This is a genomic window from Helicobacter winghamensis ATCC BAA-430 (assembly GCF_028751035.1).
GTDB lineage: Bacteria > Campylobacterota > Campylobacteria > Campylobacterales > Helicobacteraceae > Helicobacter_D > Helicobacter_D winghamensis.
The window spans coordinates 1,479,872-1,502,995 of sequence record NZ_CP063533.1 but is presented as its reverse complement, the minus strand read 5'-3'; the positions used below and the strand labels follow the sequence as shown (position 1 = coordinate 1,502,995).

The following is a 23,124-nucleotide window of genomic DNA, read 5'->3' as shown; positions in this document are numbered from 1 at the left end:
TAATTCTTGTAAATTTTAGGTAAAAGGAATCGCAAATGGATAAATTGCAGGAAATTAAGTTTATTTTTGCGTTAATGTGTGAGCAATTAGACGCGGTTGCACCACAGATTCTACCCTTATTTTTGGCATTAAAAGAAGGTAAAGAAATAGATTTAAACACTCTTAGCGCAATAGAGATTTCAAATCTTATTAAAGCTTTCACGCTTTATCATTTGCTTTTAAATATTATTGATGAAAGGCATCGTTTAAGTCAAGTAAAAAATGGGGCAATTTTAACCACAATTACAGAGCTTAAAGCCCAAAAATACGATAATGCAGATATTCAATCTGTATTGAAAAAAATCCGATTCTATCCTGTCTTTACCGCTCACCCCACAGAATCTTTGCGGAGAACTTTTTTAGAGAGTTACCACGAAATGAGTGATGATTTAGAAGCGTGGTTTAAATTTAGCGATACACAGGCAAAAGAACATTTAAAATACCGCTTAAATTTGCTGTGGAATAGCCATATTGTCAGAAGTGAAAAGATTGAAGTGCTTTTTGAGTTAGATAATCTGCTGTATTTTATGGAAAGCTCCATTTTAAGAAGTGGTGCTAGCGTGCTAAAAGAAGTGCAAGAGGCATTAGCAGAATTAGGTGATAAAGAAGTGTTAAAAAAATCTCCCATTCGGCTTGGAAGCTGGATTGGAGGGGATAGAGATGGAAATCCTTATGTAACAAATGCTGTAATGTTAGAAGTAATGAAACGCCAGCATCAAACAATTATTCACCAGTATTTAAAACATATTGATAAATTAAGTCGCGAGCTATCCATTGCGCAAGAATTTGTTGCGCCTTCACAGGCGCTTTTGGAGAGCTTAGAGACAGAAAAAGAACATTTAGATTCTATGGCAAAAAAACTTTTCTTACAAGAGCCATTTCGTGCAAAGCTCACTTGTATGCGACAAAAACTTGAAAACAGAATCCTAGCACTAAACTTGCCCCAAAGTGCTTTAAATGAAAATAAGCTTTATATGTATGCTAATGCAAAGGAGTTTATAAAAGATATTGATATGATGATAGAATCTCTTGATGAGCGCAGCAGTATTTATCTAAAAGAGTTAAAAAACTTGGCAATTTTAGCAGGATTCCATTTAATGCAATTAGATTTTCGTCAGCATAGAGATGTGTTTTGGAATGCCTTAGCAGAGATTTTTTCGCATTTGGGTTATGTACAAGGGGATTTGTTGCTTTTACCGCAAAGTGAGCGCACAAAGATTTTAAACACTGCTCTTGATGCGCCATTGCTTGATTTAAACACGCTTTATGGGAAGTTAAGCACACAGACACAAGAAACAATTTTAGCCTTTGTAAATTTTAAATGGGCAAAGGATAGGATTAGTGATAATATTATTGATTCTTGCATTATTTCAATGTGCCAAAGTGCAAATGACTTGCTTTGTGTGCTTTGGTTTGCAAAACAAAGTGGATTGTGGCGCAAGGGCAAAAAAACGCGCATTTCTATTTCACCACTTTTTGAAACTATTGGAGATTTGGAATCTGCGCCAGCAATCTTGCGAGAGTTATGCGCAAATCCCCATTATGCAGAATATCTACAATCGCGCAAAAATTACCAAGAAATTATGATTGGTTATTCAGACTCTAGTAAAGATGGAGGGATTTTTGCTAGCAATTATTCACTAAAACAAGCTATTGGGAATTTGATTGCTTTAGAAGATGAGCTAAAAATTAAGTTTAGACTATTTCACGGAAGAGGTGGAAGTGTGAGTCGTGGAGGTGGTGCATTAGAAGACGCGCTGCTTTCATCGCCAACAAATAGTGTTGCTGGTTTTTTAAAAACTACAGAACAAGGGGAAGTGATTAGCGAGAAATATTTAAATCCTAAAAAGGCGGAATCTAATTTTGAAAGTGCGCTTGCAACCTTGCTTAAAAAGTCTGTGTATGATAAGTTTAAGATGAAGTTTGAACAAGGTGGGGTTGATTTTGAGCCAATTTTACAGATAATTAGCACGGAATCTTATAAAGCCTATCGGAAATTAGTGTATGAAACACAAGGATTTATAGAGTATTTTAAAAGTGCCACGCCTATTTATTTTATCCAGCAATTAAACATAGGTTCGCGTCCTAGTAAGCGTAAGGATACACAAAATGTAGAGGATTTGCGCGCGATTCCTTGGGTATTTGCTTGGACGCAAAATAGGGCAATTATCCCTGCTTGGTATGGTTTGGGAAGTGGCTTAGAAGCAGCATTTAAAGAATGTGGAGAGAAGGAGTTTTTAAGACAATGCTATCAAGGAAATTTGTTTTTTAAAACCACGATTGATAATATCTCGCAAGCATTTTTGAAAGTGGATTTAGATATTGCAAAGCGTTACAATGCTTTTGTAGAGAATGTAGAATTAAGAGAAAAAATTTGGCAGATGATTGAAGAAGAATATCATCGCACGCTAGAGTGGTTGTTATATGTGCGCAACGAAGAGCATTTGCTGGCAAGCGAGAAGCTTATCCAAGAATCCATTTTGTTAAGAAAGCCATTTTTAACAAGTCTTAGTTTCTTTCAATTACATTTAATGCGTGCTTATAAAGAAGCGCATTATGCTGAACAAAAGGAACGCATTGCTAAACAGATTGTTACAACCATTGTTGGAATTGCACAGGGGATTAGAAATACGGGGTGATTTGTGAAAGTTTTATAGTGTATTAAAGCTTGAAAACAAGCATATAAATAGGTTAGAATTGCGCCTTTAAAAGGAGCAAAAATGTATGCAGATTCTGCTTTAAGCCTTGTTGTGCCACTTGTGGTGATTGTTTTAGTTTTTATTACAAAGCGCGTGGTGCTTTCGCTTTTTGCAGGAATTGTTATTGCTGGCTTTATGCTACAAGATAGTATTTTGGGTGTTTTTGGCTATGTATCCCAAAGGATTTCTTCTGTCTTTTATAGTGATGGAGAAGTGCAAAGTTCAGCAATTTATGTCTTTGGTTTTTTAATAATGCTTGGAGTTTTAACAGAGCTTATGAAATGTTCTGGTGGGATTGCAGCATTTGTTGCTTGGGCTAGAGAGAAGGTTAATAGCCCTAGGAGTTCAGAGTTTTTAGCGTTTATTGCTGGAATTGTGATTTTTATTGATGATTACTTTAATGCTTTAAGTGTTGGGCAAATCGCGCGTCCGCTAAATGATGTGAATCATTCTAGTAGAGAGCGTTTAGCCTATATTATAGATTCTACTTCTGCGCCGATTTGTATTTTAATGCCAATTTCTAGCTGGGGAGCATATATTTTAGGGATTATGGGCGGTATTTTTGGAGTGGATAAGAGTTTTAGTGTGTTAGCAAATAGTATTATGGGAAATTTTTATGCGTGGTTTGCCTTGCTTGGAGTGTTTTTGACAATCCTTTGGCAAATCAATTTGCCTCAAATGGTAAAATACCAAAATGCTGGCGTGCAGGAGTTTGAAGAGATAAAAGAGCATAGTGGTGGAAGTATGTGGCTTTTACTCTTGCCACTTGGAGCGTTGTTTATATTTGTGGGATTTTTTATTTTTTATAGTGGATATAGAGTTGTAGGAAATCTTGATTTTATCGCAATGCTTTCAGAAGCTCAAACGGGATTTGCTCTATTTTGGGGTGGAGCTTGCGCGCTTTTTGTGGCAGTGGTTTTAGCGTTTAATAGAATCTTGGCAAATGAGTATTGGTTGATTATTAAAGATGGCTTTTTGCTAATGTTACCTGCAAATTTGATTTTAATTTTTGCTTGGGCGATTGGTCCTGTGATTAAAGGAGATTTGCAAACAGGTGTGTATCTAGCAAATTTAAGCAAAGAGTTTTTAAGCAATGGCTCACTCTCTCCACAAATTTTTATTCCATTAATTTTATTCCTTGCTTCAAGTTTTATTGCTTTTTGCACAGGCACTAGTTGGGGGACATTTGCAATTATGTTACCTATTGGAGCTGGGATTGCGCTAAGTAATGATGTGAGTTTAAATCTCTCTGTGTGCGCTGTGCTATCTGGTGCTGTGTATGGGGATCACGCATCACCGATTTCTGATACGACAATTTTATCAGCCACAGGGGCGGGTTGCTCCGTGCATAGCCATTTTATAACGCAATTCCCTTATGTTACAAGTGTTGCTTTTATCGCGTTGCTTTCTTTTGGGATTGCAGGGTATTTTGATAATGTGCTAGCGGGATATATTTTTGGAATCCCAGCTTTAATCACGCTATTTTGGCTTTATAAAAGAGTATTTAGAAAAAATATTTTAAGTTTATAAGCGATTAATACATTCTTGCTCTATTGTGTTAAAAGGGGCGTAAAAGGGCAAGACTTTTAGCAAATCACCTTCTTTAATTTCTGTGAAGTTGGAATCTAAAATCACAAGCGCATCACTTTGCGCCATTGGTGTAACTTCTCCAGAGCCATATTTACCGCCTTTTGTGAAGCTTATGGAGTCATTTTGTATTTTAGCTAAAAGCACTTCAGCGCGTGCTTTGCGCTTTAATGGTGTGCTTGCTTTTAAGATAATAGGGCTTGGATAATGCGCATTTGCTCCACTAAGTTGTGCTAAAAATGGAAGAATAAGCACTCTAAGCATTACGCTACTAGCTAAGGGATTTCCCGGAAGCGCGACAATAAATTTACCTTTAAAATGTGCAACCATAATAGGCTTGCCGGGCTTAATATCCACTCTCTCAATTAAAAGTGTTGCTCCACTTTGCACTAAAGCTTGGCGGATAAAGTCTGCCTCTCCCTTGCTAGCACCACCAGTTGTAAAAATCACATCACTGGGAGTCTGTAAGGCAAGCTCCACTGCGCTAAAATCATCTTTTAAGATTCCACAATATTTGCTTTTAAAATGCAAAGATTGCAAGGTGCTTTGCACCATTGTAGCGTTTGAATTGTAGATTTCAGAAGCATTTGCTGGTTCCCAAGGTTCTTTTAGCTCATTTCCGCTTGTAAAAATTGCAATCTCTAGTGGGCTAAACACAGATGCATTGCTAATTCCCTGTGTTGCAAGAAGTGTTAGTCTATCGCAAGTTAGTTGCACTCCTTTTTCTAAAAGCAAAGAGCCTTGCATTATTTCTTCGCCTTCTTTTCTAATGTTTGCAAAGAGCTTTAGATTTTGTGGCGCGGTGATTTGTGAAGTGTTGTTAAATCCCCCCTCAATCTCTTCAAAAGGCACAATACAATCCGCCCCTTGTGGAATCCTAGCCCCTGTCATAATTTTCGCACACGCGTGTGGCTCTAGTGTGATTGCTTGGCAATCACCTGCAAAAATGCTTGTTTGTATTTTTAAGGTTTTGCCCGCATTTTTAAGATTTAGTGCATATCCGTCCATTGCGCTATTATCAAAACTAGGGAGAGATTTTGCAGCATAAATATCACAAGCTAGAATTTTATTTTGTGCTTGCAAAAGAGGCAAAATTTCTTTATTTTTATTTTGATATTCTTTAGCAATATTATAGAGAGTTATTTTTGCTTCTTTTAGAGTTTGCATAGGATTCCTTTAGGATTGAAGTTTGATTAGTTGGAGATATTTTTGAGCAATTTTTTGCGCAATTTGTGGAATAAGACTAGGGGATATTTCTAAAAAGCTAAGACTAATTAGCTCTCTTGCTTGCGCTTCTTTATAGCCCATTAAGCGCAAGACAAAAGAAGGCTGACTAAAGCCAAATAAGCATTCTTGCCCATTGATAATATGGATTCCATCAAACATAAGGCTTTGAATAAGATTTCTAGCCTTAATGCCTTTTAGTCCTAAGCACAAAGTGTTTTTTGGGCTTTGATAGAAGCAGTAGCATTGTTCTTTTAAACTTGCTTGAAGACAATGGAAGAAGCTTTGTGAAAGATCTTGTGTATTTGCTTGTTTGCTTAAAATTGCTTCTTTAAAAACTGCATAGAGATTTTGAATTTCTAAATAAACGCTAGGTAACCCATAAAAACTTGAATTATTGGAAGCTATGATTCCAAAGGGGCGCATTATTCCTAAATTCTCTCCATTTACAAGCAGTAAATCCGCCTTTGGCAAAGGTAGATTTAAAGGAATTGTGTAGCTAATATCCACAATTTTTAGCACATTCTCTGGTAAATATTCTAGGGGATTTTGTGTTAGAATGTCTTCATTAATATGAGGGATTATGAAACAATCTGCGCCATTATCTAAGGCGTTTTGCAAGGTGGCTTGTGTGATATAACCAAGTGTAGAATCAGGAAGTAAGGGGATAATATTGCTCTCTTCTAAGAGTAAATAGGCTTGATAAAGAAGGTTGTGGCTACTTAGGGCAAGAGCGATTTTATAATGCTTAGAGAGAGAGTGCAAAAGAAAATAAAAGGATTCTACGCTAAAGCTAAAAGGGCGTGCAATTTGAGTGTTTAAAAGGGCGCAGAGTTCTTTATTTTCTTGACGGATTTGCTGGATTTGCGTTGGCGTTATGGCTTGATAATTGCAAGTTCTAGTCGCAAGAAGTTTTGCGTTTAAATCAAGATTTAGTTCTGTGTTTTGGAGTCTATCTAGCATTTAAGATTCCTTATTTAAATATACGCCTACCATTGTCGTTTTCTATATCGTTGAAACTATCTAAATAATCTAAATAAGTGATGAGATATTTGCGACTAAGATTTAAATGGGTTTTGAAGTTGTTAATGTCCAAATAGCCTTCTTTTTTGATGATTTCGCGCATTAGCTCTAAAAGTTTTGTTAAATGCTCTGCGCAAATAAAAAGCTTATGGCTTAGTCGTAAAATCTTTTTTTCACTTGTTAAGCGTTTAAAGATTGTATCACCACTTTTTCTATCAATATCTAGGCTATCATAAAGATTATAAGGGGCGATGGGTTCATAGCCTTGATGATACAATGTGTTATAAATGGTTGTATAAAGATAGTCTTCAACGCCTTTTGTGTCTTGTAAGGAATTTTTAGGCGATACAAAAAAGGATTCCAACTTACACAATGTGTTTTGTGCTAAAAGTTCATTGAGCACATCTAGGGCAAATTCTTCAGCGATAAAGCTTTGTTTTTGGCTTAAAAGTGCAGCACTTAAAAGCGCGTTTGGATTTTTGGCTAAAATTTGTGTAATCACTTCTTTTATAAGTGTTCTAGCGCTTTTTGGGTAAGCGATAAGTGCTTTTTCACACACAAAGCAATGGGGAATTTCTTTTGCAATTTCTAAAGCTTTATTTTGTGGAATCCTAAAGCGTTGCATTGAGCTAATTAGTCCTAACCCCTTTTTATGTGCTTGCAAAAGGATTTCAAATGCGCCTTTTAAATCTTTTTGGCTTAAGCATTCTAAATATTGCAATTTTTGAGATTTTTTCATAGGATCTATAATAGGGCTTAAAACTCTTCCACCGCCTAGTGTTTGATTATCATCGCGCAAAATAAAGCGTTCATTAAAAATGCTAAAGAGTGGAATCCTAGCTTTTAGTGTGGCAAATTTTTTGTTGGAATCCAAAAATAACACACGACAAGTTGTGCGCAATGCGCCTAAATAGAGTATCGCTTCGCTATTGTGTTCAAGGTTTTCAAAGCGTTCTAGCTCCACTTCAATCTTATCAAATCCACGCAAATAGCCCTTTTTAGTCAGCAAATCACCGCGTTTGAGTTGATGATGAGAGATTCCGCTAAGATTGATTGCCACACGCGCACCATTGTGGGCAATTTCTGTGTTTTTTCCGTGGCTTTGGAGATTTTTAATGTTAAGACTTTGTTCTAATTGTGCGCACCATATTTTATCTTTTATGCTTAAATCTCCGTCCATTAGCGTGCCGCTTACCACACAACCTGAACCCTTAAGAGTGAAAACTCTATCAATGTAATAGCGAAAAAATCCTAAATCTAAACGCTTAAGTTTTGGAAGTGAAAAGAGTGTGTTTTTAAGTGCTTCAATGCTAGCTTTATCATAAATAGAAACATTTAAAAGGAGATATTTTAAGTCTTTAAAGTTGGAAAATAGCGTGGCAATTTCTATTTTGCGTTTTTGTAATAAAGAATTTTCTACTAAATCGCATTTGCTTAACACAACAATAAAATCCTTAATTCCTAGTAAATACGAAATTCTTAAATGCTCTAAAGTCTGGGACATTATCCCTTCATTTGCGGAAATCACAAGCAGTGCGTAATCTATACCAAAAGCTCCAGCAATCATATTTTTGACTAATTTTTCGTGTCCGGGAACATCAATAAAAGCGATGTTTTTATCCCCTTGTGTAAGGTTGGAAAAGCTTAAATCAAGTGTGATTCCACGCTCTTTTTCACTTTGTGTGCTATCTCCCCAAAATCCATTAAGTACTGCAATTAGACTTGTCTTTCCGTGATCAATATGTCCCATTGTGCCAATAATTAGATTTTGCATTGTGCTTCCTTAAGTAATACAAAAAAGGATTCCACAATTTGAGCTAAATCGCCCTCTAAAAGTGTGCGTGCGTCTAAAATTAAGGCGGAGTTTTCTAAGCGTGCAATGATTCCGCTTTTGCGCAAATGCTGTTCTAGCTTGCTTTCATTAAGATTTAAGGCTTCTAAATCCTTTTTAAAAATTGCTACGCCAAAGGATTCTAAATAATGGCTTGGCATTGCCCCACCACCGCTAAAACTTTTTGTGGGAATCACTTGTGCTTTAAAGCAGGGAGGAATCCCTTTTGCAAGTTCTTGTGCTAAAGCATACAAGCAATCCTTATCCCTTAAAAGCATTTGTAAAGTTGGAATCGCTTTTGTGTTGCCTTGTAAATAGGCATTTAGCGTTGCTTCAAGGGCAGCAATGGTGAATTTATCCACGCGTAACATTCTTAAGAGTTGATTTTGTTTAAGTTTGTCAATTAATGCTTTTTTTCCAAAGATAATCCCAGCTTGTGTTCCTCCTAAAAGTTTATCTCCGCTAAAGCTCACAAGGCTTGGATTAAGACTAGAAATTACTTCTAGGGAAGGTTCAAATCCCTTAAATGTGGAATCTAAAATGCTAAAATATCCGCTCCCTAAATCATAATAATCTATCAAATTACATTCTTTTGCAAGGGCTACAATCTCTTTAAACTCTACTTCCTTGCTAAATCCTGTGATAGCAAAGTTTGATTTATGTGCCTTAAAAAGTATAGTAGTGTTTTCATTGATAGCATCTTTGTAGTCTTTTAAATGGGTTTTATTTGTTGTGCCAACTTCGCGCAAAATTGCCCTAGAGTCTTCCATAACGCGCGGAATTCTAAAGCTTCCGCCAATCTCTATTAGCTCCCCGCGCGAGATTATCACTTCCTTGCCTTTTGCAAAGGTGTTTAAGATTAAAAATACAGCAGCAGCATTGTTATTAACAACTAGCACATCTTCTGCGTTTAAGAGTGTTTTAAAAAGCCTTTGTAAATGGATATATCTCTCTCCGCGCTCCCCTTTTTGCACATCATATTCTAAGTTATTGTAGTGCGTTAAAAGGGGCTTGATTTCTTCTAAAATCTCTTCTGAAAACACACTACGCCCTAAGTTTGTATGCACAACAATCCCTGTGGCATTAATGAGTGGTTTTAGGGATTTTTGTGTAGCGTTTTGATACAACGCTATAATGCGCTTGACGCAACTTTTAAAGTCTAGCAACTCTCCACCTTTTAGCAATTCTTGGCGATAGTTATCTAGAAATTCTAAAGTTAGAGATTTTAAAAGTTTTGGATTTGGTGTTTTAAGCTCTAAATTTAGCGCATTTAAAAGCTTGTCTGTTTTTGGAATTTGCTCTAAAGGCGTTTGCATTACGACTCTCTTGGTGGATTGATTTGACAAGCTTACTAAAACTTTACTTTATTTTCTGTGAAATTTGCTATAATCTTTGTAATTTTAAAAGATAAGGAAAGCTATGAAAAAGATTTTATTTGCTGTTGATGCGACACCATCTTGTCAAAAGGCAGCGCAGTTTGTGGTGGATTTTTTTGGAGATAGGGAAGATTGTGCAATTAGCATTATCCATGTAAAAACTCCTATTATGCTTTATGGGGAGGCAGCATTGGCTGCTTATGAAGAGATTGAAAAAAAAGAAAATGCGCAAAGTGATAAGCTTTTAGAAGATTTTAGTGCAATTTTTACTAATAAGGGTGTTAATGTTAGCCAAAAGTTGTTAGAAGGGGAAGCGGTTACTGAAGTGTTAAATTATGCAAAAGACTTTGATTTACTAGTTATTGGACAGAGTGAGGAGAGCTTTTGGAATAAGATTTTTTCATCTAATCAAAACGATTTTTCAGAAAAATCTCCCATTCCAATTTTAATTGTGAAATAATGGAATCCAATTTTGGATTCTAACTTTTCACTTTTTGATTTTCTCTGCAATCACGCTTCCCATACGCTCACAACTGCAAATTTCTTTTGCGCCATAATCTGCAATATCTTTTGTGCGGAATCCTTCTTTTAATGCTTCTTCAATTGATCTTTCAATCGCTTCTGCTGCTTGAGTTTGTCCTAAAGAATAGCGCAAAAGCATAGCAGCGCTAGCAATGGTTGCAATAGGGTTGGCAATCCCTTTTCCTACAATATCTGGCGCACTTCCATGAATGGGCTCATAAATCGCTGCTTTTGCGCCAATAGACGCACTAGGAAGCAAGCCAATAGAGCCACTTAGCATACTTGCTTCATCGCTTAAAATATCTCCAAAAAGATTGCCTGTTAAAATCACATCAAACTGCTTAGGATTCCTAATAAGCTGCATTGCCGCATTATCTACATACATATGGTTTAACTCTACATCTGGATATTCTTTTGCCACTTCACTAACAACTTCACGCCACAGCTGGCTAACATCAAGCACATTTGCTTTATCTACAGAACACACTTTTTGCTTGCGTTTTCTTGCTGCAACAAAGGCAGTGTGAGCAATGCGCCTAACTTCATCAACGCTATACACCATTGTATTAAAGCCCCTATCTTTATCGCGCCCCTTTGGCGTGCCAAAATAGATTCCTCCAATTAGCTCACGCACCACTAGAATATCCACGCCCTTTATTACTTCAGCCTTTAGTGTGCTAGCATCAACTAATTCATCATAAACTTTAGCAGGGCGGAAGTTTGCAAAAACTTCTAAACTTTTTCTTAAATGCAATAATCCACTCTCTGGTCGCAACTCACGCGGCAAATTATCCCATTTTTCACCACCGATTGCACCAAAGAGTGTAGCATCTGCTTTTAAGCAGCCTTCAATAGTTTCTTTAGGCAAGGGAGAGCCTGTTAAATCATAAGCGATTCCGCCCATTAAATAATCTTCAAATTCTAAGTTAAAACAAAACTTTTCTGCTGTAACTTTTAAAACCTTTAAAGCTTCATTAATAATTTCAGGTCCGATTCCATCGCCTTTAATTACAGCGATTTTATAATTTTGCATTTGTTTCTCCTAGCTTGTTTTTTGCATAAGGGATTAATCCGCCACTCTCTAAAAGCTCTAGCATAAAAGGTGGAATCGCATTAAAGGCATAATCGCAGTTTTGCGTATGATTTTTAATCACACCGCCTTTTAAATCAATCTCTAAAATATCACCTTCATTAATAGAATCTGCTTCTTGAATCTCTAAAATAGGCAAGCCTGTATTAAAAGCATTGCGATAAAAAATTCTTGCATAACTCTTGGCAATTACTGCACTAATCCCAGCCGCTTTAATGGCTACTGGTGCGTGTTCTCTACTAGAGCCACAACCAAAATTTTCACCTGCTACAATAATATCGCCTTTTGTAATTAAATTTACAAATCCATTCCTTGCATCTTCCATTAAATGGGAGGCTAAAATTGCAGAATCTGTTGTATTTAAATAACGCGCTGCAATAATTAGATCTGTATCTATATTATCCCCAAATTTCCACGCCCTTGCGTTTTTTATCTCTTGCATTTTTTAATCCTTATAAACTTCAAGCTTTGAACCATTCCAATACCAATCTTTGCTAAAAAGAGCCTTTTTGCAAGACTCTGGCACTTTTAGAAAAAATACTCTTTGTGGGTCTATATCATTTGAAATTAGAGCGTGCTCAATTCCTAAGATTAAGTTTTCTGGTGAAGCTTTGACATTTTCTACTAAGACATCGCGTGTTTCTTGATTAATAATTGTCATTTTTTCTCCTTGCATAAGGGCTTATTATAGCAAAAAGAATTAATAAAATAATTTAAATAAAACTTAAGATTATAAAATTGACAAATCGTTATATATTAAAATATAATTTGACCTATCTTTTAAAATCTGTTGTGGAGAAAAGTTGTGCAGGTTCAAGGGCGTATTTGGATTAAAGAACAAGATAAAAACTTCTTAGGACACGGCAAGATTGAATTGCTAGAGCGGATTGCAAAAAGCGGTTCAATCTCTAAAGCGGCAAAAGAAATGAGAATGAGTTACAAAGCGGCTTGGGATAGCGTAGATTTGATGAATAAAGTCGCAAGCGAACCCCTTGTAGTGCGTGTAACAGGTGGTAAGGGCGGCGGCGGAACACAAGTTACTCAAAAAGGCTTAGAAGCAATTAGGATTTTTCGCGAGATGGAGAGAATCTCACAAGAGCTTTATACGCTTTTTGAAGGAGATTTGGAGGCTTGGGATTCCTTACTTGGTAAAACAAAAGAATCCATACAAACAATAAGGAGAAGCGTAATGTTAAAAACAAGTGCTAGAAATCAACTACAAGGCGAGATTATAGCGATTAAAGAAGGAGCGGTGAATGCAGAAGTTACACTAAGTGTGCAAGATAGAATCCAAATTGTAAGTACAATCACTTTGCATTCCCTAAAAGAGCTTGGATTAAAGGTAGGGATGCAAGCTTATGCACTTATTAAGGCAAACTGGATTGTGGTTTTCACGCAAGAGCCTAAGGGAATGTCCTTGCGTAATTGCCTTTGTGGAGAAGTGAGCCATTTAAAAGATGGCGCGGTGAATGCAGAAGTTAGCATTAATTGCAACGGAACGGAGTTGAGTGCTGTGGTTACAGAAGATTCTAAAACAAATTTGGCTTTAAAAGTTGGGCAAAAAGTGTGGTTTGGTTTTAAAGCAAACAATGTAATTTTAGGAATTTAAGGAGAGGAAATGTTAAGTGGAATCAAAAAAGCAATTATCGTTGGAATTTGTGGAGCTATCTTTAGCCTTAGTGCGCAAGCTGAAGAGATTAAAGTTTTAGCAGCAGCTTCATTAAAATATGTGTTAGAAGAGATTAAAACAGATTTTTTAGAGAATAAAAAAGGCGATAAAATTGAGATTTCTTATATCTCAAGTGGCAAGGCTTATGCGCAAATTAAAAATGGCTCGCCTACACATTTGTTTGTTGCTGCTGATGTGAGCTATCCTGCAAAACTTTATGAAGAAAAGTTAGCCCCAAGCAAAGAAGAGATTTATGCTAAAGGGAAATTAGTGCTTTGGAGCAATAATGAAAACTTTAAGATTAAAGAATTTAGCGATATTTTAAATCCTAAAATCACACATATCGCGATTCCAAATCCTAAAGTTGCCCCTTATGGTAGGGCTTCAATGGAAGCATTGGAAGCTACAAAGATGCTTGAAAAAGTGCAAGCGAAGTTTGTAACAGGGGAGAGCATAGGTGCTGCAACAACTTATGTGGAATCTAAAAATGCGGAAGTGGGCTTTACTGCTTTATCAATGTTAGGAGATAGTGGGATTAATACATCTACAATGAGTTATGTAGCCATTGATGAAAAGCTTTATAAACCCATTGAACAAGCACTTGTGATTACAAATTATGGTAAAGATTCTAAACTTGCTAAGGATTTTAAAGACTATATTTTAAGTAAAAACGCAAAAGAAAAATTTGTCAAATTTGGATATAGCGTTGAATAGACTTCAAGGTATCTTAATGCATTTTGACGCACAAGAAGGTATTTTACGCCTTTGTGTGCAATTATGCGATGGTTCTAAAAATATGGAATCGCAAATGTTAAATGCGCTTTTGCTAGAGGATTCTACATTTTTAGAATCATTTTTACAAAAAACTTTAGAATTAGGTTTTAAAGAAAGTAGTGTAATTGTGGGCTTGGAATTAAAGGGCTTGCACAATACTTTTAAATCCAAAATTTTAGATATACAACAAGATGAGTTATTTGCAAGGCTAGCATTAGAAGTGCAAGATAAGGCAATCACTGCCTTGTGTCCGCTAGATTTTATCCGCCAAAATGCTTTAAAAAAGGGGGATTATGTGAAGTGGCATATCCCTGAAAATGCTGTGATGATTTATGCAAATTGATAGTTTTTTAATCACAATGCTTTTAACGCTCAAAGTAGCGTTAATAACAACTTTTGTGCTATTTATAATTGCAATTCCGCTAGCATATTTTTTAGCTTTTAATAAAAGCAAAATCACGCCCGTTTTAGAAACGATTGTGTCAATGCCCTTGGTGCTTCCGCCTAGTGTTTTGGGTTTTTATTTGCTAATTGCCTTTAGTCCGCAAAGCTTTTTGGGGAAGTTTTTACTGGAAACTTTTAATCTTAAACTTGTCTTTAGTTTTGAAGGGTTGATTGTAGGCTCTGTGATTTTTTCACTTCCTTTTATGGTAAATCCTATTCAAGCAGGGTTTTCTACGCTTCCTAAATCACTTTTTGAAGCGGCTTTAACACTTGGAAAAAATCGCATTAGAATTCTTTATGCGGTGTTATTGCCTAATATTTCACGCTCTTTGCTTGTTGGAATTGTAGTAACCTTTGCGCACACTATCGGGGAATTTGGCGTAGTGATGATGATAGGGGGGAATATTGAGGGCGTTACGCGTGTGGCAAGTATTGCGATTTATGATGAGGTAGAATCCCTAAATTATGCCCTAGCACATCAATATGCTTTGACTTTATTTGCGGTTACATTTTTGATTTTGCTTTTGACTTTTTATTTAAATAAAAGGGGGGCAAAGTGATTATTTTAGACTTTGAAAAACGCCTTTTGAGTGCGCAAGGTGAAATTGTTTTAAAAGTAGCTTGCACTCTTAAAGAGCAAGATTTAATCACGCTTTTTGGAAAAAGTGGAGCAGGTAAAACAACGATTTTAAGGATTTTAGCAGGCTTAGTTGAACCAGATTTTGGGCGTGTGCAAGTGGGGGATAAAGTTTGGTTTGAGAAGGCAAAAGAAGCAAGAAAGGCTAGCATAAATCTCCCACCACAACAACGCACCATAGGCTTTGTATTTCAAGATTACGCGCTTTTTCCTAATATGAGTGTGGAAGAGAATTTGAGCTTTGCTTTACCTAAAGGGGCTGATAAAAAAAAGGTTGTAGAATTGCTAGAAATCACGGAATTACAAGCTCTCGCTAAACAGAAGCCAAACACGCTAAGTGGCGGACAGCAACAAAGAGTGGCTTTAGCTAGAGCATTGGTTAGGAACCCTGAAATTTTGCTCTTAGATGAGCCATTTTCTGCTTTAGATTCCGTGATGGCGCATAAACTTCAAAAGGAACTCTTAAAAATCCATCGCCATTTTAATCTCACCACATTTTTAGTTAGCCATAATTTTAGTGAAGTGTTTTTTCTCTCAAACTTCGTTTTATTCATTGAAAAAGGAATCATACACAAGCAAGGAAGCCCGCATTCCGTGTTTTTGCAAGATTTACCTAGTGGCAAATTCCGCCATAGTGGCGTGGTGCTAGAGATTAAAAAAAGTGGGCTAGTGTATGTTTTAAGCGTATTAATCGGCAATGAAATCGCACAAATCACTGCACAAGAAGAGGAGGTAGTGGATTTAAAAAGTGGCGATTGTGTAATGCTCTCTTCAAAAGCGTGGAATCCAGTGGTAACAAAAATAGCAAATCTGTAAATGTTAATTTGAATTGTGTTACAATCTTGAACTTTTAATGCAAAAATAGGAGAGTTTATGGCAGTTTGGAGTGAGGGGTATTTTACAGATGTGGAATATGTAAATTATTATTTTAGAGAGTTAAGTCCATTATATTTAAATCTTAATTTAACATTAGCCGGGTATGATATTCCTTGCAGGGGGGAGGAAGATATTTGTCCTCCAGAAAGTTTTAATTATTTAGAGCTTGCGTTTGGGCAAGGAGCGAGCATTAATGTGCATGCGGCAACAACAAGCGGAAATTATGTCGGCACGGATTTTAATCCTATGCAAGTAGCAATCGCAAGAGATTATGCAGTAGGCGATAATATTATTTTATATGATGATAGTTTTAGGGAGCTTTTAGAGCGTTTTGAAAAAGAACAGCCACAATTTGACTATATTGTTCTTCATGGCATTTTTTCTTGGATTAGTCAGGAAAATCGCAATGTCATTTTAGAGATTATTAGAAAATTTTTAAAAGTTGGGGGTGTAGTCTATAATAGTTATAATTGTATGCCCGGCTGGTCTGCAAAAACTCCCTCTAGAGAACTTCTATCGCTTTATAAAGAATTATATGGTTCTGCGGAAATGGATACTCAAGCTTTTGTTAAAAGCAGTTTAGGGTTTATAGAGGAATTTTTAAAATAAATCCTAGTTATGCCATTAATGTTCCTCAAAATAGGCAATTTTTAGAAGATGTGAAGAATGAAAATTTTGCATACATTTCACATGAATATTTTAATCAAAATTGGGATTGTTTTTATTTCTACCAAGTGGCAAAAATGATAGAAGAAGCTAAATGTTCCTTTGCAACTAGTGCAGATTGCCTTGGTCAATTTGATAGATTCAATATTATGTCTAATGCGAGTGAATTTTTTAACAAAATCCAAAATAAAATTTTTAAAGAACAATTAAAAGATTATTATTTAAATTGCCAATTTAGAAGAGATATTTATGTGAAAGGTGCTAGGGCTATTACATATAAACAAGCAATGGATAGGCTTATGAATACACATTTTATTCTAACCAATTCTTTCAAAAATCTTAAAGATAAAGTTCAATGTGCCGTAGGGGAGATTAATCTTAATAGAGAAATTTATCAACCTGTCTTAAATGTCTTAGAAAAAGATGACTTTCAACCAAAAACAATGCGAAAGATTACACAGGAGTGCAAGTTAAAATTTGGGCAAGTTTTAGAATTTTTAATGCTTGGGGTCCATCAAAACATTATTAGTCCAACACAGCCTTTAACACCAGATATTGAAAAAAGGGTTAAAGTTTATAATGCCAATCTTTTAAAAAGATTGGTTCGCTATGGTCAATCAAGTTATCTTGCTTCCCCTGTTACTGCCTCAGCTTTAATGATATCAAGCATAGAACAACTAGCTATAAGTGCTTACATCAAAGAAACCAAAAAAGAAACCGAACTTGTTAATTTCATTGTAAAACTCTTCAAAGAGAATAAAAGAGAGATTATCAAAGAAGGAAAAATCCTAGAGTCAGAAGCGGAAAATAAAGCGGTGATTAAAGAAGTGGTTAAAGAGTTTTTAGAAAAAGTGCCACTTTATAAAGCACTTGGAATTTTAGAATAAGCGCATTGAGCTTATTCTTCTAATACGCAAATTTCACGCTTTTTAATCGCTGTTAATGTGCGAAAAGATACGACAGCTACGATGATTGTCGTTAATGCAATTCCAAAGATTCCTAAAAATGCGTAGAATTTAGAATAAGAGATTGCATAAAGCTCTAATGCGCAAAGCGTAAAAGCAGCTGTTGGAAAGGTAAAAGCCCACCAAGAAAGTGCGAATTTAATGCTTCTAAATACTCCAAACATACTTACCATTAAAAACATAAAAAAGAGTGCGATACTAAAGCTTGCGCTTGCGATTCCATATAACACGCCTGCATTTGCAAGTTTGCCAAAAAGCGCAAGAATATCAAGCGCAAAAACACTAGGCGGGGCGATAAAAATAAATAGAGTTGGAAGGAATTTTTGCGGTAAATTTTCACCAAAGACTAAACGAATCAATAAAGCAGCATTTAGTAAAATCCAAAAAAAGCTTCCCATTCCAAAGTAAAAAATAAGAATTTCAAAAGGGATAATGTAGCTTTGTATGCTTAGTTGCATTCCAGCAAGTGGCACGATGAGATTACCTACAATTGGGATAAACCAAGCAGGGTTCGCCATTTTTTGCTGCATTTCGTTGATAAACCAAAAACGCACAACATATAAACTAAATATAAGTTGCAAACCAGCCCCTAAATAAAAAAGAGTGAGCGCAAAGCCTTTTGGGATAAAGGGTAAAAGTAGCATCAAAACAATCAAAATGGAAACTGAAGTTGCCGCAAAGAAATTAATACGAATAGGGTGTTTCAACTCTTTTTTAAAGGCGTTTTTATATTTTAGGATTTTTAATCCATAAAGTAATGTGATAAGGCACAATAAAAAGGCGCTAAGTGTTACAAACGCAAGAAAAAGCCAATGTAAAGATAAATCAAAAATTTTAATAGATTTGTTAATAACAAGGGATAATCCACCAACGCCCATAATGCTGGCAAAAAACATAATAGGAAAATGTTGTAACCAACTTTGTTTGGAGTCTATTTGACATTGTGTATTTTGTGATTCCATAATGTTCCTTTCAGTTTTAAATTTAAGGCGGAAGTATATTCTAAAGTGGCATCTTAATCTGTGATTAAATTACAATAGATATAAGTAAAATATGTTACAATGAAAGTAAAGTTAAGAATTTACTTTTTTATGGAGAATGTTAGAAAGATGGGGATTTTGCAAAAATTATCAAAGATAAATGATATTAGTTTGAAGGCTAAAATTATTATTGCAGGACTTGCGGTATCGTTTGTTGGATTAGCTATGGTTGTGATTTTAGTGGGTGATAGAAACTTTGAATTTGCTAAGGAAACTACGACAAATTACGCACAAGCAATTTTAAAAGATAAGGCAAGAATTATTGAAAAGCGTGTGGATTTGGGGCTTGAAAATGCACAAAATATTGCCACAATTGCAACAGAAAGTTTAAAAACTTTAAGAGATTTTAACTCAACACGCTTGTGTGATTATAGTTGTGCAGTAATGCTGCGTGGCTATCTAAATGCTACAATATCGCAAGATACGATGTATCAATCCGCTTTTGTGCGTTTTTTTAATGGTGAAGTTTATGCAAGTGAGAATGCGCAAAATGTATTACCCTTAAAGATGTCAGATAGTGAGCTAAACGCACTTTTTGAAGAGGGTAAATCTCAAGCAATTTTTATCCCAAACATACAACCAAAATCTAAAGATAGTGCCGATAAAACACCTGTATATGCGCCTGTTTATTTGCTGAATAAAATCACTTATAATTCCCAAACTTTAGGAATAAGTGGAATCGCATTTGATATGCAAGAGCTTGGAGAATCTGTTAAAAAGGTGAAAATTTTAGAAAGTGGCTTTATTGTGTTGCTTTCGCAAGATAGTGTTGTGCTGCACCATAAGTTTTTTCATGTTTTTAATCGCAAAATGGAGCAAGTTGATAAAAGCGCAGATTCGCATCTAAGGGAAGCTTTAAAGGGCAAGGAAGTTGTCTTTGAGCGCATTAGCCCAAACACCAATGCACCTATTACAACAATTATGGAGCCTTTGACATTAGGTAAAGATGGAATCCATTGGGCAGTGTTTGCAAATATTCCTCTTGATGAAATGTTACAAACAGCTAAAGAAAATAGAAATTTTGCCGCAATAATCTCTTTGGTTGTTCTTTTAATAATTTGTGTAGCAATGTATTTTGTAGGACATATTATCTCTAAGCATTTAAATAATATTAAAAGTGGCTTGCAAGGGTTTTTTGATTATCTTAATGATAAGCGCGAAAGTTTTGAAAATATTATTATCAATCATCGCGATGAATTAGGAATGATGGGAGAGATGATTAACCAAAATGCACAAACAATTAAAGAAGGATTAGAGAAAGATCAAGTTGCAATTAAAGAATCCCTTGAAACAGTGGCAAAAATTGAGCATGGGGATTTAAGTGTGCGCATTAACTCAAAACCAAATAATCCAAAGCTTATAGAGTTAAAAAATGTGTTAAATATGATGCTAGACTCCTTGCAGCAACATATTGGGATAAATTTGCGTGAGATTGCAAATGTGCATAAGGCGTTTTCAGAGCTAGATTTTACACGCTCTCTTAAAGATCCAAAGGGAGATGTGGAGATTATCACAAATAAACTAGGAGCAGAAGTTTCAAAAATGTTGCGCTTTAGCGCAGAATGCTCTAATACGCTTAATGAAAAAAGCAATGCTTTAATGAATCTTTTAAATGATTTGGCAGAAAAGTCTAACACGCAAACAAACTCTCTACAAGAAGGTTCGCATGCTATTGCGCAAATCGCACAAGATATGCAAGATAGCAATACGATGATTAAAGAAGTAGCAAAACAAAGCGATGAGATTAAAAATATTTTAAAAATTATCCAAGATATTGCCGATCAAACAAACTTGCTAGCACTTAATGCTGCCATTGAAGCAGCAAGAGCTGGGGAGCACGGAAGAGGTTTTGCAGTTGTTGCAGATGAAGTGAGAAAATTAGCAGAGCGCACAGGAAAGAGCCTAAGTGAGATTGAAGCCTATACAAATACGCTTGTGCAATCTATTAATCAAACAGGGGAAAATATCAATAATCAAGCAAGTGCAATGAATGCAATTACACAATCTATCAATGCGGTTGAGGAAATTACAGAGCAAAATAATTTGATTGCCAAAGAAGTGAGTGTGATTGGACAAGATGTTGCAAAATTAGCGGATGCGATTTTAGAAGATGTCAATAAGAAAAAATATTAAGGCTTAAAAAAGATTCTAACTTCTGTTTTTTAATTGCTTTTGGCAAGGTTAGGATCTTCTGTCTTTTTTATGGTAACTTTATTAAAAAATGCTACAATTTTGAGTCTTTTAATTTGAAATTGAATTCGAGGTAGAAATGCTGCATTATCAGAATTTACGCCAATTTATTTTTCGCTTAGATCCAGAAGTTGCACATAGTATTGTAGAGTTTGTTTGCGCATTTGCTCCAAAGATTCCAGCACTACTTCCTTTTGTTTCTAAAAAATTTTGCTTTGATGATTCTATTTTATTTCAAGAAATTGATGGAATGCGTTTTTATAATCCTGTGGGGCTTGCAGCAGGGTTTGATAAAAATGCCACAATGTTGGAATCCCTTTGTGCATTAGGATTCTCACATTTAGAATTGGGGGCTGTAACACCTTTGGCGCAAAGTGGAAATGAAAAACCTAGACTTTGGCGACATATTAATGAAGAGTCTATCCAAAATGCGATGGGCTTTAATAATGATGGTGCTAATGCGGTGAGTATGCGCTTGGATAAATGCTATCCTTTTGTGTTGCCTCTTGGGGTTAATATTGGTAAAAATAAATTAACTTCACAAGAAAATGCAATTAAGGACTATACTGCGCTTGCTAGGATTTTTGAGAAAAATACAGATTATTTGAGTGTTAATATCTCATCGCCAAATACCCCAAATTTACGCGATTTGCAAAATGAAACTTTTGTAAAAGAGTTATTTTTAGCATTGTGTGAAATTTATAAAAAACCTATTTATCTAAAACTCTCCCCTGATTTAAGCATTGAAAGTGCGTTAAGTTTAGTAGAATGTGCGATAGATAATGGGGCAAAAGGGATTATTGCGACTAATACAACGCTGGATTATTCTCTTGTGGTAAATCCTAAAGAAAAGGGTGGAATCTCTGGGAAAGTTTTAGCACCAAAAGCGCGTGAAATGCTAAAACAAATCGCTCTAACTCTTAAGGTAAGCAAACGCAAAACAACGCTCATTAGTGTAGGTGGAATTACAAATGCACAAGAAGCCTATACAAGGATTCGTTTGGGCGCAAATCTCGTGCAAGTTTTTAGTGCAATGATTTTTGAGGGTCCAAGTCTAGTTAAGAATATCAATAAGGGACTGAAAGAATATTTAGAGCGTGATGGATTTAACCATATTAGCGAAGCAATTGGTGTGGATTTATGAAATTGCGTGCGATTTTATTTATTTTTTGTGTAAAAATATTTTTTGCAGGAGTTTTAATGGCTAATTTAGCAGATCAATCTGTGCTTCCTAAGCATTATAAAAGCGTATTAAAAAATGGTTTGGAAGTCGTAATTATTCCTCTAAAAAATCAAAGTGGAGTAATCACAACTGATGTGTTTTATAAAGTGGGAAGTCGCAATGAAGTTATGGGAAAAAGCGGAATCGCACATATGCTAGAGCATTTAAATTTCAAATCCACAAAAAATTTAAAGGCTGGGGAATTTGATAGGATCGTTAAAGGTTATGGTGGGGCTACAAATGCTTCCACAGGCTTTGACTATACGCATTATTATATAAAATCTAGCACACAAAATTTAGAAAAATCTTTAGAACTCTTTGCGGAACTTATGCAAAATCTCAACTTGAAGGATTCCGAGTTTCAACCTGAGCGTAATGTTGTAGCAGAAGAACGATTATGGCGAACAGATAATAATCCTATGGGATATTTGTATTTTAGACTTTTTAATACAGCTTTTGTGTATCACCCTTACCATTGGACACCTATTGGTTTTATGGATGATATTAGAAATTGGAGCATTGAGGATATAAAAGAGTTTCATAGTATTTATTATCAGCCCAAAAATGCAGTCGTTGTGATTGCTGGTGATGTGAATGAAAAGGAAGCATTAAAGGCGGTTAAAAAACATTTTGAAGGGATTAAAAATACAAAAGAGATTCCACAATCTGTGTATATGCAAGAGCCAAAGCAAGATGGGGAAAGACGCGCAAAAATTCATCGCCAAAGTGAAATTGAAGTTTTAGCGCTTGGCTATAAAATTCCTCCTTTTAACCATAAAGATCAAATTGCCCTTAGTGCTTTAAGTGAGATTTTAAGTGGAGGTAAGAGTAGTCAGCTTGTGCGTGAAATCGTGGATAAAAAACGGTTAGCAGCAGAAGTGTATGCATACAATATGGATTTAGTGGATACGGGACTTTTTATTTTTATGGGGATTGCAAATTCTGGAGTGAAGTTAGAGAGTTTAGAAAAAGCAATTTTACAAGAGATTGAGAAGATTAAGCAAGGCAAAATTAAAGAAGCTGATTTGCAAAAGGTTAAAACAAATATGCGTGCAAGTTTTTTGTATGATTTAGAATCTAGCAGTGGTGTGGCAAATCTCTTTGGAAGTTATATTGCTCGTGGAGATTTAGAAAGTTTATTGCAATTTGAAGAAGCATTTGAAAATCTCTCTTTAAAAGATATTGTTGAAGTGGCGCAAAAGTATTTTGCATCTGAAAATGCAACAATTTTAACCCTAACAAAATAAGGA

At 35.5% G+C, this 23,124-nt stretch carries 21 protein-coding genes; 13 read left to right on the top strand and 8 right to left on the bottom strand.

Translation table 11 applies throughout. The annotated features are described in order from the left end of the window. Window positions 1-35 precede the first annotated feature (35 nt). Complete coding sequence (locus tag IP358_RS07710; RefSeq protein WP_006803005.1) at window positions 36-2,678, top strand: phosphoenolpyruvate carboxylase; 2,643 nt, start codon at window positions 36-38, stop codon at window positions 2,676-2,678. Between the two features lie 81 nt (window positions 2,679-2,759). Continuing rightward, a complete protein-coding gene (locus IP358_RS07705) occupies window positions 2,760-4,268 on the top strand; it encodes a Na+/H+ antiporter NhaC family protein (RefSeq protein WP_040498747.1) in 1,509 nt (502 codons plus the stop codon). On the opposite strand, the gene IP358_RS07700 is transcribed toward IP358_RS07705, so the two are convergent. From IP358_RS07700 to selA, 4 genes are read right to left on the bottom strand one after another with little or no spacing between them, the layout of a single operon-like run. Further along, a complete protein-coding gene (locus IP358_RS07700; RefSeq protein WP_006803007.1) occupies window positions 4,263-5,492 on the bottom strand; it encodes a molybdopterin molybdotransferase MoeA in 1,230 nt (409 codons plus the stop codon). The two genes, IP358_RS07705 and IP358_RS07700, sit on opposite strands and share 6 nt — an antisense overlap. A 9-nt stretch (window positions 5,493-5,501) precedes the next feature. After that, entirely contained in the window at window positions 5,502-6,512 is a 1,011-nt protein-coding gene (locus tag IP358_RS07695; protein ID WP_006803008.1) for a hypothetical protein, read from the bottom strand. Window positions 6,513-6,522: 10 nt separating this feature from the next. Further along, window positions 6,523-8,346, bottom strand: coding sequence for a selenocysteine-specific translation elongation factor (gene selB, locus IP358_RS07690; RefSeq protein ID WP_006803009.1), 1,824 nt, complete (start codon window positions 8,344-8,346; stop codon window positions 6,523-6,525). Further along, window positions 8,334-9,719, bottom strand: coding sequence for an L-seryl-tRNA(Sec) selenium transferase (gene selA / locus IP358_RS07685; RefSeq protein ID WP_006803010.1), 1,386 nt, complete (start codon window positions 9,717-9,719; stop codon window positions 8,334-8,336). Before selA ends, selB begins: the two co-directional genes overlap by 13 nt. 103 nt (window positions 9,720-9,822) lie before the next feature. Here selA and IP358_RS07680 point away from each other — a divergent pair, with 103 nt between their 5' ends. Beyond that, on the top strand, window positions 9,823-10,239 hold the full coding sequence (locus IP358_RS07680; protein ID WP_006803011.1) for a universal stress protein: 417 nt from the start codon (window positions 9,823-9,825) through the stop codon (window positions 10,237-10,239). A 27-nt stretch (window positions 10,240-10,266) separates the two neighbouring features. On the opposite strand, the gene leuB is transcribed toward IP358_RS07680, so the two are convergent. Genes leuB through IP358_RS07665 form a run of 3 tightly spaced genes read right to left on the bottom strand, consistent with a single transcriptional unit; the run spans window position 10,267 to window position 12,052 of the window. Continuing rightward, window positions 10,267-11,334, bottom strand: a complete 1,068-nt coding sequence (gene leuB, locus IP358_RS07675) for a 3-isopropylmalate dehydrogenase (protein WP_006803012.1) — start codon at window positions 11,332-11,334, stop codon at window positions 10,267-10,269. After that, on the bottom strand, window positions 11,321-11,833 hold the full coding sequence (locus IP358_RS07670; RefSeq protein WP_006803013.1) for a 3-isopropylmalate dehydratase small subunit: 513 nt from the start codon (window positions 11,831-11,833) through the stop codon (window positions 11,321-11,323). Before IP358_RS07670 ends, leuB begins: the two co-directional genes overlap by 14 nt. 3 nt (window positions 11,834-11,836) lie before the next feature. Beyond that, the gene (locus IP358_RS07665; protein WP_040498750.1) at window positions 11,837-12,052 is read right to left on the bottom strand and encodes a hypothetical protein; all 216 of its coding nucleotides are present in this window, start codon (window positions 12,050-12,052) and stop codon (window positions 11,837-11,839) included. 144 nt (window positions 12,053-12,196) lie between these two features. Between IP358_RS07665 and IP358_RS07660 the strand changes: the two genes are divergently transcribed. Genes IP358_RS07660 through IP358_RS07630 form a run of 7 tightly spaced genes read left to right on the top strand, consistent with a single transcriptional unit; the run spans window position 12,197 to window position 17,344 of the window. Further along, the gene (locus tag IP358_RS07660) at window positions 12,197-13,000 is read left to right on the top strand and encodes a TOBE domain-containing protein (protein WP_006803015.1); all 804 of its coding nucleotides are present in this window, start codon (window positions 12,197-12,199) and stop codon (window positions 12,998-13,000) included. A gap of 9 nt (window positions 13,001-13,009) precedes the next feature. After that, window positions 13,010-13,774 carry a molybdate ABC transporter substrate-binding protein gene (modA, locus tag IP358_RS07655; protein WP_006803016.1) on the top strand — a complete coding sequence of 255 codons (765 nt, stop codon included), beginning with the start codon at window positions 13,010-13,012 and terminating at the stop codon, window positions 13,772-13,774. Window positions 13,775-13,790: 16 nt separating this feature from the next. Beyond that, window positions 13,791-14,177 carry a hypothetical protein gene (locus IP358_RS07650; RefSeq protein ID WP_006803017.1) on the top strand — a complete coding sequence of 129 codons (387 nt, stop codon included), beginning with the start codon at window positions 13,791-13,793 and terminating at the stop codon, window positions 14,175-14,177. Further along, window positions 14,167-14,838: a molybdate ABC transporter permease subunit gene (gene modB, locus IP358_RS07645; RefSeq protein ID WP_006803018.1), complete on the top strand. Its 672-nt coding sequence runs from the start codon at window positions 14,167-14,169 to the stop codon at window positions 14,836-14,838. Before IP358_RS07650 ends, modB begins: the two co-directional genes overlap by 11 nt. Beyond that, window positions 14,835-15,731, top strand: a complete 897-nt coding sequence (locus IP358_RS07640; RefSeq protein WP_006803019.1) for a sulfate/molybdate ABC transporter ATP-binding protein — start codon at window positions 14,835-14,837, stop codon at window positions 15,729-15,731. Before modB ends, IP358_RS07640 begins: the two co-directional genes overlap by 4 nt. Before the next feature lie 57 nt (window positions 15,732-15,788). Beyond that, window positions 15,789-16,400 (top strand): class I SAM-dependent methyltransferase, encoded by a 612-nt coding sequence (locus IP358_RS07635; protein WP_050754829.1) that lies wholly within the window; start codon window positions 15,789-15,791, stop codon window positions 16,398-16,400. A gap of 50 nt (window positions 16,401-16,450) precedes the next feature. Next, a complete protein-coding gene (locus IP358_RS07630; RefSeq protein ID WP_050754830.1) occupies window positions 16,451-17,344 on the top strand; it encodes a methyltransferase regulatory domain-containing protein in 894 nt (297 codons plus the stop codon). Between the two features lie 11 nt (window positions 17,345-17,355). Here the strand turns inward: IP358_RS07630 and IP358_RS07625 are convergent, their stop codons facing one another. Next, complete coding sequence (locus IP358_RS07625; protein ID WP_006803021.1) at window positions 17,356-18,384, bottom strand: SLAC1 anion channel family protein; 1,029 nt, start codon at window positions 18,382-18,384, stop codon at window positions 17,356-17,358. A 99-nt stretch (window positions 18,385-18,483) separates the two neighbouring features. On the opposite strand from IP358_RS07625, the gene IP358_RS07620 reads away from it, so the two are divergent. From IP358_RS07620 to IP358_RS07610, 3 genes are all read left to right on the top strand, one after another. Beyond that, window positions 18,484-20,595 (top strand): methyl-accepting chemotaxis protein, encoded by a 2,112-nt coding sequence (locus IP358_RS07620; protein ID WP_006803022.1) that lies wholly within the window; start codon window positions 18,484-18,486, stop codon window positions 20,593-20,595. A gap of 136 nt (window positions 20,596-20,731) precedes the next feature. After that, window positions 20,732-21,796 carry a dihydroorotate dehydrogenase (quinone) gene (pyrD, locus tag IP358_RS07615; RefSeq protein WP_006803023.1) on the top strand — a complete coding sequence of 355 codons (1,065 nt, stop codon included), beginning with the start codon at window positions 20,732-20,734 and terminating at the stop codon, window positions 21,794-21,796. A gap of 56 nt (window positions 21,797-21,852) precedes the next feature. Continuing rightward, window positions 21,853-23,121: a M16 family metallopeptidase gene (locus tag IP358_RS07610; RefSeq protein WP_040498797.1), complete on the top strand. Its 1,269-nt coding sequence runs from the start codon at window positions 21,853-21,855 to the stop codon at window positions 23,119-23,121. The last annotated feature ends 3 nt before the right edge of the window (window positions 23,122-23,124 follow it).

What these genes read in the sequence shown, in the direction of transcription:
- IP358_RS07710 (WP_006803005.1), top strand. Translation starts at nt 36, where the DNA reads ATGGATAAATTGCAGGAAATTAAGTTTATTTTTGCGTTAATGTGTGAG.
- IP358_RS07705 (WP_040498747.1), top strand. Translation starts at nt 2,760, where the DNA reads ATGTATGCAGATTCTGCTTTAAGCCTTGTTGTGCCACTTGTGGTGATT.
- IP358_RS07700 (WP_006803007.1), bottom strand. Translation starts at nt 5,492, where the DNA reads ATGCAAACTCTAAAAGAAGCAAAAATAACTCTCTATAATATTGCTAAA.
- IP358_RS07695 (WP_006803008.1), bottom strand. Translation starts at nt 6,512, where the DNA reads ATGCTAGATAGACTCCAAAACACAGAACTAAATCTTGATTTAAACGCA.
- selB (WP_006803009.1), bottom strand. Translation starts at nt 8,346, where the DNA reads ATGCAAAATCTAATTATTGGCACAATGGGACATATTGATCACGGAAAG.
- selA (WP_006803010.1), bottom strand. Translation starts at nt 9,719, where the DNA reads ATGCAAACGCCTTTAGAGCAAATTCCAAAAACAGACAAGCTTTTAAAT.
- IP358_RS07680 (WP_006803011.1), top strand. Translation starts at nt 9,823, where the DNA reads ATGAAAAAGATTTTATTTGCTGTTGATGCGACACCATCTTGTCAAAAG.
- leuB (WP_006803012.1), bottom strand. Translation starts at nt 11,334, where the DNA reads ATGCAAAATTATAAAATCGCTGTAATTAAAGGCGATGGAATCGGACCT.
- IP358_RS07670 (WP_006803013.1), bottom strand. Translation starts at nt 11,833, where the DNA reads ATGCAAGAGATAAAAAACGCAAGGGCGTGGAAATTTGGGGATAATATA.
- IP358_RS07665 (WP_040498750.1), bottom strand. Translation starts at nt 12,052, where the DNA reads ATGACAATTATTAATCAAGAAACACGCGATGTCTTAGTAGAAAATGTC.
- modA (WP_006803016.1), top strand. Translation starts at nt 13,010, where the DNA reads ATGTTAAGTGGAATCAAAAAAGCAATTATCGTTGGAATTTGTGGAGCT.
- IP358_RS07650 (WP_006803017.1), top strand. Translation starts at nt 13,791, where the DNA reads ATGCATTTTGACGCACAAGAAGGTATTTTACGCCTTTGTGTGCAATTA.
- modB (WP_006803018.1), top strand. Translation starts at nt 14,167, where the DNA reads ATGCAAATTGATAGTTTTTTAATCACAATGCTTTTAACGCTCAAAGTA.
- IP358_RS07635 (WP_050754829.1), top strand. Translation starts at nt 15,789, where the DNA reads ATGGCAGTTTGGAGTGAGGGGTATTTTACAGATGTGGAATATGTAAAT.
- IP358_RS07625 (WP_006803021.1), bottom strand. Translation starts at nt 18,384, where the DNA reads ATGGAATCACAAAATACACAATGTCAAATAGACTCCAAACAAAGTTGG.
- IP358_RS07620 (WP_006803022.1), top strand. Translation starts at nt 18,484, where the DNA reads ATGAAAGTAAAGTTAAGAATTTACTTTTTTATGGAGAATGTTAGAAAG.
- pyrD (WP_006803023.1), top strand. Translation starts at nt 20,732, where the DNA reads ATGCTGCATTATCAGAATTTACGCCAATTTATTTTTCGCTTAGATCCA.
- IP358_RS07610 (WP_040498797.1), top strand. Translation starts at nt 21,853, where the DNA reads ATGGCTAATTTAGCAGATCAATCTGTGCTTCCTAAGCATTATAAAAGC.